This is a genomic window from Aedoeadaptatus urinae, from assembly GCF_900155585.1.
GTDB lineage: Bacteria > Bacillota > Clostridia > Tissierellales > Peptoniphilaceae > Aedoeadaptatus > Aedoeadaptatus urinae.
Genome location: NZ_LT707417.1, coordinates 156,042 through 168,010 on the forward strand (window position 1 = coordinate 156,042; position 11,969 = coordinate 168,010).

At 56.4% G+C, this 11,969-nt stretch carries 10 protein-coding genes; 8 read left to right on the forward strand and 2 right to left on the reverse strand.

Going from position 1 to position 11,969, the window contains the following annotated elements; translation table 11 throughout:
• Window positions 1-11: 11 nt before the first annotated feature.
• A complete protein-coding gene (gene pdxS / locus BQ7397_RS03075; protein WP_077074712.1) occupies window positions 12-869 on the reverse strand; it encodes a pyridoxal 5'-phosphate synthase lyase subunit PdxS in 858 nt (285 codons plus the stop codon).
• Window positions 870-968: 99 nt separating this feature from the next.
• Here pdxS and pdxR point away from each other — a divergent pair, with 99 nt between their 5' ends.
• On the forward strand, window positions 969-2,351 hold the full coding sequence (gene pdxR, locus BQ7397_RS03080; protein WP_077074713.1) for a MocR-like pyridoxine biosynthesis transcription factor PdxR: 1,383 nt from the start codon (window positions 969-971) through the stop codon (window positions 2,349-2,351).
• Window positions 2,352-2,400: 49 nt separating this feature from the next.
• Here the strand turns inward: pdxR and BQ7397_RS03085 are convergent, their stop codons facing one another.
• Window positions 2,401-3,135: a hypothetical protein gene (locus BQ7397_RS03085; RefSeq protein ID WP_077074714.1), complete on the reverse strand. Its 735-nt coding sequence runs from the start codon at window positions 3,133-3,135 to the stop codon at window positions 2,401-2,403.
• A 103-nt stretch (window positions 3,136-3,238) separates the two neighbouring features.
• Between BQ7397_RS03085 and BQ7397_RS03090 the strand changes: the two genes are divergently transcribed.
• The 7 genes from BQ7397_RS03090 to BQ7397_RS03120 all read left to right on the forward strand — a co-directional run bounded on the left by BQ7397_RS03090 (window position 3,239) and on the right by BQ7397_RS03120 (window position 11,801).
• On the forward strand, window positions 3,239-4,600 hold the full coding sequence (locus tag BQ7397_RS03090; RefSeq protein WP_077074715.1) for a CCA tRNA nucleotidyltransferase: 1,362 nt from the start codon (window positions 3,239-3,241) through the stop codon (window positions 4,598-4,600).
• Window positions 4,597-5,943: a phosphoglucosamine mutase gene (gene glmM / locus BQ7397_RS03095; protein WP_077074716.1), complete on the forward strand. Its 1,347-nt coding sequence runs from the start codon at window positions 4,597-4,599 to the stop codon at window positions 5,941-5,943. The genes BQ7397_RS03090 and glmM overlap by 4 nt, the downstream gene beginning before the upstream one ends.
• Entirely contained in the window at window positions 5,940-6,782 is an 843-nt protein-coding gene (locus BQ7397_RS03100) for a DegV family protein (RefSeq protein WP_077074717.1), read from the forward strand. The genes glmM and BQ7397_RS03100 overlap by 4 nt, the downstream gene beginning before the upstream one ends.
• Before the next feature lie 70 nt (window positions 6,783-6,852).
• The gene (tuf, locus tag BQ7397_RS03105) at window positions 6,853-8,046 is read left to right on the forward strand and encodes an elongation factor Tu (protein WP_077074718.1); all 1,194 of its coding nucleotides are present in this window, start codon (window positions 6,853-6,855) and stop codon (window positions 8,044-8,046) included.
• A gap of 1,048 nt (window positions 8,047-9,094) precedes the next feature.
• The gene (locus BQ7397_RS03110; RefSeq protein ID WP_077074719.1) at window positions 9,095-10,291 is read left to right on the forward strand and encodes a 3-phosphoshikimate 1-carboxyvinyltransferase; all 1,197 of its coding nucleotides are present in this window, start codon (window positions 9,095-9,097) and stop codon (window positions 10,289-10,291) included.
• Between the two features lie 11 nt (window positions 10,292-10,302).
• Entirely contained in the window at window positions 10,303-11,316 is a 1,014-nt protein-coding gene (locus tag BQ7397_RS03115) for a chorismate synthase (protein ID WP_077074720.1), read from the forward strand.
• Window positions 11,313-11,801, forward strand: coding sequence for a shikimate kinase (locus BQ7397_RS03120; protein ID WP_077074721.1), 489 nt, complete (start codon window positions 11,313-11,315; stop codon window positions 11,799-11,801). Before BQ7397_RS03115 ends, BQ7397_RS03120 begins: the two co-directional genes overlap by 4 nt.
• The last annotated feature ends 168 nt before the right edge of the window (window positions 11,802-11,969 follow it).

The window sequence follows — 11,969 nt, forward strand, 5'->3', positions numbered from 1 at the left end:
AGATTTTCGTCTTACCTTTCCGCCATAATGGTTTCGATTTCGTCGGGATTGATGCCCACCATGGCGTCGCCGATGTCTTCGCTCACCTCGGCGATGACGCTGTCGTCCATGTAATTTTCCACGGCTCTCACGATGGCCTTGGCCCGCTTTTCGGGATTGTTGGATTTAAAGATCCCGCTGCCCACAAAGACCCCTTCGGCACCGAGGCGGCGCATGAGGGCGGCATCGGCGGGAGTGGCTACGCCGCCGGCGGAGAAATTGGCCACGGGGAGCTTGCCATTTTCGTGAACGTAGAGGAGCAGCTCGTAGCTTACGCCCATGTCCTTTGCCAGGGTGTAGAGCTCGTCGCTCTTCGCGCTTTTGACGTAGGCGATTTCGCCCATAATGGCGCGCATGTGATCCACGGCCTGAGACACGTCGCCGGTGCCGGCTTCGCCCTTGGTGCGGATCATGGCCGCCCCCTCTTGAATCCGGCGCAGGGCCTCGGAAAGATTCCGCGCGCCGCAGACGAAGGGGGTGTTGTATTTTTTCTTATCGATGTGGTGGCTATTGTCCGCCGGGGTCAAAACCTCCGATTCGTCGATGTAGTCGATGCCGATGGCCTCCAGGACCGAGGCTTCCACAATGTGGCCGATGCACACCTTGGCCATGACGGGGATCTTCACCGTCCTTTGGATTTCCTTAATCATCTTCGGATCGCTCATGCGGCTCACGCCGCCGGCGGCGCGAATGTCCGCGGGAATCCGTTCAAGGGCCATGACGGCCACGGCGCCGGCTTCCTCGGCAATCTTTGCCTGCTCGGGGCTGGTGACGTCCATAATGACGCCGCCTTTAAGGGAATCGGTCAGTTTAACAAATGCTTCGTTCATTTCTTCCTCCTTGTGATTTATGTAAGCTTTACAGTGACATTGTAGGACGAATTTGGTATCATCAAAAGGATCAAATAAATAAAATTTGGAGGAACCAGATTGTTTACCATCCATTTCAAGGAGGGCACAACCCTTTACGAGGCCCTCTACGATTACATTAAAGACGCCGTGGTCACGGGCGCCATGAAGGAAGGGGAGAAGCTGCCGTCGAAGCGGGAGCTTGCCCATCACCTGGGCCTTTCCGTGAACACCGTCACCGCCGCCTACGACCAGCTCGCCGACGAGGGCTACCTTATCGCCAAGGAACGTGTGGGCTTTTTCGTGGCGGAGATCGAAAATCTCCACAAAAAAATCGCCCCTCGGGCGACGACACCGGCCAAGGAAGCCCCGGCCTACGATTACGATTTCGACCTAAACAAAAATGCCGACTACCGCTTCCCCGACAACCACTTTAAGAAATGCCTGCAGTGGGCGGCGGAGGAGGAAGAGCCCCTGAATCGCCGGGAGAACGAGGGCCTTGCCGAGCTAAGAAGCGCCGTCGCCGATTACCTCCGCGCCTCTCGCGGCGTGGACGTGCAGGCGGAGGACATTATCCTCAGCGCCGGCATGGAGTATCTGCTCCTCAGCCTCTTCGCCATCTTGCCCAAGGATGCCACCTATCGGCTGGAAAACCCGGGCTACATCGGCATGAAAAAAATCTTCGAGCAACACCGCAGGCCCTACGCCTTTATGGACGTGGACGACGCCGGCGTGGATCCCGAGACATTGCCCAAGGACAAGAGCATCTATCTCGTGACCCCCTCCCATCAATTTCCCACGGGAAGCATACTGCGGGTGGATCGGCGCACCAAGCTTTTAAATCACGTGAAGGCTACGGACAGCTACATCATCGAGGACGATTACGACAGCGAATTTAAATACTACGGCAGGCCCATTCCCGCCTTAAAGAGTTTGGACGCCGTGGACCGGGTCATCTATCTCTCCAACTTTTCCAAATCCCTGTCGCCCACCCTGCGGGTCTCCTTTATGGTGCTGCCCCGCCCTCTCATGGAGCGCTTCCGCCGCATGCAGCCCGTCATGAACTGTCCCAGCCCCAATTTGGTGCAGCTGGCCCTCGCCCGGTACATGCGCGAGGGCCACTTCGAACGCAGGCTCAATCGCCGGCGCAAGACCTACGACCTGCGCAGAAAAATCGCCGTGGATGCCTTTTTAGGCGACGAGCTCTTTGAGGTAAACGACAAGCGGGCGGGCATGCACTTCCTTCTGACCTGCAAAATTCCCGCGAAGGAGAAAGAGCTCCTGGAGCACCTGCACCACAGCCGCATCTACATCAAGGGCCTGTCGGACTATTCCGTCAAGGCATCGGAGGACTACCCGAGCCTTATCGTCGGCTACGGCAACATGAGCTTGGAAACATTACAGGAAGGGGTCAAGGTACTGAAAGAGAAGGTCAAAGAGCTGGCCCCGCCGAAGGAAAAATAAAAGTGGACACAAAAAAACAGCCTCGCGCCGAGGCTGTTTGCTCTTTGTATCATTCTTCGGAGGAAGCTTTCTTCGACGATTTTTTCGAATCGGACGAGCTCTTCGATTGGCTCGAAGATTTTTTCGTATCCGACGAGCTCTTCGTCGATTCCTTCGAAGAAGAGGATGTTTTCGAAGAAGACTTTTTCGAAGAAGTCGATTTTTCGGAAGACGAATCCTTTGACGAGCTATAGCTGTCCTCGTCATAGGCGTCGGCGTCCTTTTTCGATTTCACCGAAGACGTATCCTCTTCCTCATCCAAGTCGCCGTAAGTCCGTTCCATGTGGCGCAGGAGCGGGTCGTCGCTTCCGTCCACGGCGTAATAGCCGTAGGTGGGATGCACCGGGCCCACCACGCCGTCGGCACCGTCGCGGTAGAAGATAATGTATTCCTGATTCGGCGTCATGCCCTTGGGAACGGGCAGCTCCACCGTGCTCAGCATGCCCTTGTAATTTTTAATAAAGTCCAGCTCCATTTTGCCGTTGGCGTTGGTGGAAAGCTCCACCAGGGCGATGTAGTCGCTGGCATCCTCCAAGGCGGCGTTGCGCTTGTCCTCGTTGTCGCTTTCGAAAAGGGCCTTTTCAGCGGCGACCTTGTCCTTTTCAGGCTCGTAAGCCTCGTCCTTATTCGTCGTAGCGGCAGCCTTGGCGGCCTTCTCATCCGTCTTAGGCGCCTCCGACTTCTTGCCGCAGCCGGCGAGACATAAGCAAAGGGCCAAAGCGATAGCCGAGTAATTCCGTTTCATACAGTACCTCCCAACACATTCCGTCTTTTTTACGATTATATCACGTAGGGGAGAAAACGCCTACGGAAAAGAAAAAAACCACGGGAAGTGTTATAATAACCCTATGAAATTACCTGCAAGCATCCAAGGAATTTTTCGCCGCTTTCGCGAAAAAGACATACCCATCTACGTCGTCGGCGGCGCCGTGCGCGACAGCCTCATGGGCATCGAGCCCCACGACTACGATCTCACCACCCCGGCGAGGCCGGAAGAGATCCTCGCCCTCATGGAAGGCGAGAGGACCTTTCGCGAGGGGGAAAAATTCGGCACCATCGGCGTCATGACCGCCACGGGCCCCGTGGAGATCACCACCTTTCGCATCGACGGCACCTATAGCGACAATCGCAAGCCCGACACCGTGACCTTTACGGCGGATTTAAAGGAAGATTTGGCCCGCCGCGACTTCACCGTCAACGCCATGGCCTATAGCGAGGAAACGGGCATCGTGGATCCCTTCGGCGGCAGAGAGGATCTTCAAAATAAAATACTCCGCGCCGTCGGCGATCCCGCCCGGCGCTTTTCGGAAGACGCCCTGCGCATCCTGCGGGCCTTTCGCTTTATGGGCCAGCTGAACATGAGCCTCGAGCCCGAGCTCCTCGCCGCGGCAAAAAAAGAAGCCTATCGCATGGAAAGCCTCTCCGCCGAGCGAGTGGCGGAGGAAATGGGCAAGATCCTTCTTCAGGACAGGCCCTCCCGCGTCCTCTACGCCATGGAAGAGGCCGGCGTCCTCGATAAGCTCTTTCCCGAGCTCACCCCCACCGTGGGCTACGATCAGCGCAATCCCCATCACGACAAGACCCTCTTCGACCACATCCTCTGCGTCGTGGATCACACGCCGAAAAAGCTGCCCCTGCGCTACGCCGCCCTCTTTCACGACGTGAACAAGCCCGACACCCTGACGGTGGACGATACGGGCAAGGGCCACTTCTTCGGCCACGACACCATGGGCGCCGAGACGGCGAAGGAAATCCTCGCCCGGTTGAAGAGCCAAAAGGCCCTGATCCGCGAGGTGGACGTGCTTATAAGAGAGCACATGAAGGTCCACGACACCATGACCGACAAAGCCCTGCGCCGCCAGATCAGGCGGGTAGGGGAGGAATACATCCTCGACCTCTACGATCTCATGGCGGCGGACATGGCCTGCACCTGGGGCCACCGAGATATTTCCTTTATACTCAATCGCAAGGAGCGCATCCGCGCCCTTATGGACGAAGGCATCGTCAGCCGAAAGACCCTGGCCATAAACGGCAACGACCTCATGGCCCTGGGCATGACACCCGGCCCCGCCATGGGCGCGCTGTTAAAGGAAATCGAAGACAAAACCGTCGACGATCCTACATTAAACGAGAAAGAAACCCTCTTGGCCTACGCCAAGGAGCGCATGAAGCATAGAACACGAGACACATCCCCGGAGGAGACACCATGAAACTATTCGGAACCGACGGCATTCGCGGCGTCGCAAACACAGACCTAACACCGGAGCTGGCCATGAAATTGGGCAGAGTCCTGGCCGAGCGCATCAGAGAAACGGGCGCGGAAAAGCCCTTTGTCCTCATCGGCAGAGACACGAGGCGATCCGGCGCCATGCTGGCCATGGCCATCTCCTCGGGACTTATGGCGGGAGGCGTCGACTGCGTGGAGCTCCACGTCATCCCCACCCCGGGCGTCGCCTACCTGACGCGAAAATACGGCGCCGCCATGGGCATCGTCATCTCCGCATCCCACAACCCCTTCGAATACAACGGCATCAAGATTTTTTCCGATAAGGGCCTCAAGCTCCCCGACGCCGTGGAAGAAGAAATCGAAGAAAAGCTCCTGGATCCCCACTACGCCCCGGCGGCCCTTACGGGAAGAGACCTGGGCATCGAGCGGAGCGACTTCCCCGGCATCGCCGACTACGAAGACTACCTCGTGAGCCTCGTGGACCGAGACCTGGCCGGCACAAAAATCGCCATCGATACGGGCAACGGCGCCTTAAGCGAGCTGGCGGAAAAAGTCCTCGCGCGCCTCGGCGCCGAGGTCACCGCCATTAACACCGCCCCCGACGGCGCCAATATCAACGCCCAATGCGGCTCCACCGCCCCGGAAAAAATACAGGCCCTGGTGAAAGAAATCGGCGCCCGCGTCGGCTTCTCCTTCGACGGCGACGCGGACCGCATCATCGCCGTAGACGAGAAGGGCGACATCATCGACGGCGACCACATCCTCGCCATCTGCGCCAAAAGCCTGAAGGCCAAAGGCGAGCTGGATAACGACACCGTCGTCGGCACCATCATGACCAATATCGGCCTGGACCGCTTCCTGAAGCAGGAAGGCATCGCCCTGGTCAAGACCAAGGTCGGCGACCGCTACGTGCTGGAAGAAATGCTGGAAAAAACCTACGTCCTCGGCGGCGAACAATCGGGCCACATCATCTTCAGCCGCTACAACACCACCGGCGACGGACTGGCCACCGGCCTCCACCTGCTGGAGGTCATGGCGGAAACGGACAAGCCCATGAGCGAGCTCAACGCCCTCATGACATCCTATCCCCAAGTCCTGGTCAACGCCAAGGTGGCGAAAGAGAAAAAACACGCCTACGCGGATCACGACGGCATACAGGAAAAAATCCGCGCCCTGGAAGAAAAATTCCAAGACGAAGGCCGCGTCGTCATCCGCCCCTCCGGCACCGAGCCCCTGGTTCGCGTCATGATCGAAGGCAAAGATCAGGCGGTGCTTGAAGAAGAAGCGGAAAAACTGGCCCGCTATATAGAAGAGGTGCTTCAATGAACAAAATAAAAATCGTCAGCGACACGGCCGCCGACTTCACCAAAGAAGAAGAAAAAGCCATGGGCATTACCTACGTCCCCTTCACCATCGACGCGGGAGATAACACCTACATCGACGACGACGATCTGGATCTAAACGCCCTTTACGCCGACATGGAGAAGAGCCCCGAGCCCACTCGCACCGGCTGCCCCTCGCCCTACAACTACAAAGAGGCCATCTTAAAAACAGGCTCCGACGAGGTCTTCGTCGTCACCATCTCCTCCAAGCTCTCCGGCAGTCACAACGCCGCCCAAAGCGCCGTGGCGGAAGTCCTGCGGGAACATCCCGAGAAAAAAATCGCTCTCATCGATTCCAAATCCGCCGCCGCCGGCAGCGCCAACGTGGTGGAAATGATCTATACCTGGGCGGAAGAAGGAAAAGACTTCGACACCGTCAAAAAAGACATCGAAGCCTACGCCGACAAGCAATCCACCTTCTTCATCCTGGAATCCATGGACAACCTCATTAAAAACGGCCGCATCCCCAAATTGGCGGGAAAAGCCGTCAACGTCCTGAACATGAAGCCCATTATGCGAGGCGAAGACGGCGCCGTCGGCCTTTTCCAAATCAACCGCGGCTTCAAAAAAAGCCTGGCGAAGCTGGCGAAAGAAGTCATCAAAATCAACGCGGAAAAAGGCGTGCGCCTCATCACCATCAGCCATTCCCAAGCGGAAGAAAAGGCAAAACTCTTTAAAGACTACATTCAAGACGAATTTCAAAACGTGCGTATCCGCATCGTTCAGACCAAAGGACTCTCAAGCGTCTACGCCGAACGAGGCGGCATCGTCGTCGCCCTGTAAAACCTTGCAATTTTAAAAGAATTGGGGTAACATAGGCTTATATATTGTGCGAAAATTTAGGAGGACAATTATGGCAAAAGGAAAATTTGAAAGAACCAAACCCCACGTCAACGTCGGCACCATCGGCCACGTCGACCACGGCAAGACCACCCTTACGGCGGCAATCACCCTCGTATTGAACAAACGCTACGGCAGCGGCGAATTCGTCGACTACGCAAACATCGACAAAGCCCCCGAAGAAAGAGAACGTGGTATCACCATCTCCACCTCTCACGTCGAATACGAAACCGAAAAGCGTCACTACGCACACGTCGACTGCCCCGGTCACGCCGACTACGTTAAAAACATGATCACCGGTGCAGCCCAAATGGACGGCGCCATCCTCGTCGTATCCGCAGCAGACGGCCCCATGCCCCAAACTCGCGAACACATCCTCTTGGCCCGCCAAGTCGGTGTACCGAAAATCGTCGTTTTCCTGAACAAACAAGACCAAGTCGATGACGACGAACTCATCGAACTCGTCGAAATGGAAGTCAGAGACCTCTTAAGCGAATACGAATTCGACGGCGACAACACCCCCATCACCGTGGGCAGCGCCTTAAAAGCATTGGAAGATCCCGACGGAGAATGGGGCGACAAAATCGTCGAACTCATGAACACCGTCGACGAATGGATCGACGATCCCGTTCGTGACATCGACCACCCCTTCCTCATGCCCGTGGAAGACATCTTCTCCATCACCGGCCGCGGCACCGTCGCCACCGGTCGTGTTGAACGCGGAACCGTCAAAGTCAACGACAACGTCGAAATCGTCGGCTTAACCACCGAAAAGAGAACCGTCGTCGTCACCGGCGTCGAAATGTTCAGAAAACAACTCGACCAAGCCGAAGCAGGCGACAACGTCGGCCTCCTCCTTCGTGGCGTCCAAAGAGACGACATCGAACGCGGCCAAGTCCTCGCAGCCCCCGGCAGCATCCATCCCCACACCAAATTCGAAGCCGAAGTCTACGTCCTGAGCAAAGAAGAAGGCGGACGCCACACCCCGTTCTTTAACGGCTACCGTCCCCAATTCTACTTCAGAACCACCGACGTAACCGGCGACATCACCTTAGCAGACGGTGTCGAAATGGTCATGCCCGGCGACAATGCCACCTTTAAAGTAGAACTCATCACCCCCGTCGCCATGGACGAAGGCCTACGCTTCGCCATCAGAGAAGGCGGCCGCACCGTCGCCTCCGGGGTCGTATCCAAAATTGTAGAATAAAAAGCAAAACAAATAGAGAAAAGGACGTGGAAACACGTCCTTTCTCTATTTAAAAATACATATTTCTTCCATAACTGCGTAGCCTGTTTTTTGGAATCAAGTTACTTTTATCGCGTAAATTTCCATTTTGACATGGCTCTTAAACCAGGGGAAGGGCCCAGGGCGTTGCGATTCGCCCTCTGGCCCTTCCCCTGGACCCCATCCCCTTCGACCCTAACGCTTTTCTAATGTGCGAAACCCTGACGGGTTTCGATTCCTATTGGGATGTGTTGCGTAGGGAAGAAAGTGAGTTCGTTTTTTATTGGTGAGGTGGAATTATTTTTCCCGCCTCGGGGCCCTCATGACCTATCCCGACGAGGGTCGCGAGTCGTAGGAAGGTCAGATGCAGTCTTACACCGTTTCGGGGAGGCGAAGCCTTCACGAAACGGATGTATAGTTGTACCACCCCTTTTTTGGCCGCGTGTGATTGGTAAGAAAATGCCTGCGGCATTTTCTACATATTTCCCTTTTCGTCGTCGCGATAGGTAGCCTATGTCACAAAAGCTAGGCGGCACTAAGCAAATGACTGGCCTCACTGGTATCCCGCTGCCCCTGTTTCTTCGAGCGATCACATTCCATTTTTTGCCCGCTCAATGACGACCAACGCACTTCATTGACTTAACTGACCAATTACCCGATTCAGTTTCTTCCTTCCGCGACACAGCCTAACAGGAATCAAATGCCGATAGGCATTTGCACTGCTAAAAGGCGTTTGTGGGTGGAAGGGGATGGGGCCCCGGGGAAGGGGCAGAGGGCGAATCGCAACGCCCTAGCCCCTTCCCCGGGTTTAGGAGCCGTGTAAGAACGAAAATTTGAGCGATAAAAGTAACTTGATTCTATTACACCAGCTACGCAATTTTCATCAGGGTCGACGGGCTTTCCCCGTCTTCGGAAACAGGAAAGAATGAATGTTAGCTATGAGAAGATAAAATAAACCGCTAAAAACATACATAAGCATCCTTCCGCAAGAACATAAAGGAAAGAAAGAAAACAAAAAAGGAAAAAGCCCATGCAAATCACATTACCGGCGGGAGCTCGGGAGGGCAGCCTAGCCCTCCCGCCCTCCAAATCCATTGCCCACAGAAAAATAATCCTCTCCGCCCTCGCGCCCCTTGGGGGAGAAGTGCGCCTGTCTGAAATCTCCAACGACATTCGCGCCACTCTCGACCTCGTCGAAGCTCTCGGCGGCAGCATAAGTATTAAACAATTTAATCAAATACATCACATAAAAATCGCCCCGCTCCCGAAAAAAATAATCAAGCCCGTTCGCATCCACGTGGACGAAAGTGCCACCACCATGCGCATCGCCCTCATCCTGGCACCGACCATAGCAGAGAGCGTCATCTTCACAGCAGGGGAGCAGCTCCGCCCACGGCCCATGGACGAAGGCATCGCCTTCCTGCAAGAAAACGGCGTGGAGGTAAAAGGCCCCTGGCCCATCGAGACACATGGCCGCCTTACATTTAAAGAAGCAAACATAAGTGCCCGCGCCACCGGCCAATTCGTCACCGCCGCCCTCCTGGCGAGCCTGACCCAGCGCCGCCCGGTCACCGTCGCCGCAAAGAATCCCCCCTCCGCCCCCTACATCCGCATGACCGCGCGAATCATGTCGGAAGCGGGAATAAATATAGAAGAAAAAAACGGCACCTACATCATAAAACCCGGCGATATCACCCACATCGCCCCGGTTGTGGAAGGCGACTACAGCCACGCCGCCTACGCCATCGTCGCCAACGCCATGGGCAGCAACATCAGCCTCACAAACTTGCCGCACCACAGCATCCAAGGCGACCAAAAAATCCTGGAGCACATCGAAACCATGAAAGCCCACATGCCCGTGGACCTCACCCACACCCCCGACCTTCTCATGCCCCTCGCCGTCCTCGCCACGAAAACCGGCGCCACCTTCACCGGCATCCGCCGCCTGCGCACCAAAGAAAGTGACCGCATCGCCGCCACCGCCGCCATGCTCAAAAATCTGGGTATAGATACCACGACAACAGACGAAAGCCTTACCGTCGCCCCGGGGCAAATTACAGCGGGCACCGTAAACAGCTGCGGCGATCACCGCATCGCCTTCGCCGCCGCATTGGCGGCCACCGTCGCCACGGGCCCCGTCACCGTCGCGGGAGCCGAAGCCGTAAACAAAAGCTGGCCCGGCTTCTTTGAAAGCTTCGCCGCACTGAAAATCATCGAAGACAAATAGAAAGGAACACCATGGGAAAAAACATCTCCGTCACCCTCTTCGGCGAAAGCCACGGCAAAGGCGTCGGCGCCCTCATCACCGGCATGCCGCCCCACGTCCCCGTGGATGAAGCCGCCATCGAGCGCGCCCTCGCCCGCAGGAGACCACAAGGCGACTACGCCACCCCGCGCAGAGAGCCCGACCCCTGGGACATCCTCTCCGGCACCTACATGGGCAAAACCACCGGCGATCCCATCGCCATCTGGATCCCGAACAAAGACGTCAAAAGCGAAGACTACGATAACATGCCCTACCGCCCCGGCCACGGCGACTACACCGCCCACGTGAAAAGCTTCGGCGCAGACGATCCCCGCGGAGGCGGCTACAGAAGCGGCCGCCTCACCGCCCCCCTCGTCGTCGCCGGCGCCCTGGCAAATTCCCTACTGGAAAAACAAAACATATCCATCACATCGAAGATCACAGAAATCGGGGGAGAGACCGATCCGATGATGCAAAAAAAAGCATTAGAGCAGGCGAAAAAAGAAGGGGACAGCCTCGGCGGCATGGTCCACATCACCATTGCCGGCGTCCCCGCAGGCATGGGCGGCCCCCGAGAGGCCTCCGCCCAAAGCGCCCTGGCCCACGCCCTCTACGCCGTCGGCGCCGTGAAAAGCGTGGCCTTCGGCGTGGGAGAAGAGGCGGCCCGATTAAAAGGCTCCGAAAACAACGACCCTTATATAGAAGAAAAGGGAAACATTCACACCGAGACCAACAATGCCGGCGGCACCCTAAGCGGCATCACCACCGGCGATGCCATCGAAATCACCGTCGCCGTCAAGCCCACCCCGTCCATATCAAAGCCCCAACACACCGTGGACAGAGAAGGCAAAAACACCGCCCTTGAAATTGCAGGCCGCCACGACACCGCCATCGTGGGCCGCATCCCCGTGGTCCTGGAATCCGCCGCCGCCCTCACGATCCTGGATCTGTGGATGGAAAGGCAAAAAGAAATCGCCCTCCGGGAAAAAACAGGAGAGAGAATATGAAGGACAAAAACATCGTCATCATCGGCATGCCCGGCGTGGGCAAAACCTCCGTGGCGGAAGCCGTGGCGGAAAAGCTCGGCAGAAAATGCATCGACATCGACACCGAAATCGTGAAAGCCCACGGCGACATCCCCAAAATCTTCGAAAGAGAAGGAGAGAAAGCCTTTCGCGCCTACGAAAAAGAGGCGGTAGTAAAAGCCGCAGAACAGACCCCCGTCGTCATCGCCACCGGCGGCGGCAGCCTGCTGGATCCGGAAAATACCCGGGCCCTCAAGGCCACCGGCACCCTTTATTGGATCACCCGCCCCCTTGAAAGCTTGGCTACCGACGGCCGCCCCCTGTCCAAAGGCGGCATCGAAACCCTGAGAAAGCTATACGAAGAAAGAAAAGACATCTACGCCGCCGCAGCCGACGAAACCTTGGAAAACAAAACCATCGACACCGCCGCCGAGGAAATCCTCCGGCGAAACGTAACAAAAAAGTGAAAGCCTTTCCGCCTGTCATACAACTGTAATTTTACTACTCGCGGGACTCGTGTATAATGAAGCTACATAGAAATGTCGAGGGTTGAATCGGCATTTTATGGCAACGAGTCGATTTAGCTTTTCACTTGATGGAAGCGCGACTCGATGGTATAATGTAGTAAGATTCAC

What these genes read in the sequence shown, in the direction of transcription:
- BQ7397_RS03120 (WP_077074721.1), top strand. Translation starts at nt 11,313, where the DNA reads ATGAAGGACAAAAACATCGTCATCATCGGCATGCCCGGCGTGGGCAAA.
- BQ7397_RS03085 (WP_077074714.1), bottom strand. Translation starts at nt 3,135, where the DNA reads ATGAAACGGAATTACTCGGCTATCGCTTTGGCCCTTTGCTTATGTCTC.
- tuf (WP_077074718.1), top strand. Translation starts at nt 6,853, where the DNA reads ATGGCAAAAGGAAAATTTGAAAGAACCAAACCCCACGTCAACGTCGGC.
- BQ7397_RS03100 (WP_077074717.1), top strand. Translation starts at nt 5,940, where the DNA reads ATGAACAAAATAAAAATCGTCAGCGACACGGCCGCCGACTTCACCAAA.
- BQ7397_RS03090 (WP_077074715.1), top strand. Translation starts at nt 3,239, where the DNA reads ATGAAATTACCTGCAAGCATCCAAGGAATTTTTCGCCGCTTTCGCGAA.
- BQ7397_RS03115 (WP_077074720.1), top strand. Translation starts at nt 10,303, where the DNA reads ATGGGAAAAAACATCTCCGTCACCCTCTTCGGCGAAAGCCACGGCAAA.
- glmM (WP_077074716.1), top strand. Translation starts at nt 4,597, where the DNA reads ATGAAACTATTCGGAACCGACGGCATTCGCGGCGTCGCAAACACAGAC.
- BQ7397_RS03110 (WP_077074719.1), top strand. Translation starts at nt 9,095, where the DNA reads ATGCAAATCACATTACCGGCGGGAGCTCGGGAGGGCAGCCTAGCCCTC.
- pdxS (WP_077074712.1), bottom strand. Translation starts at nt 869, where the DNA reads ATGAACGAAGCATTTGTTAAACTGACCGATTCCCTTAAAGGCGGCGTC.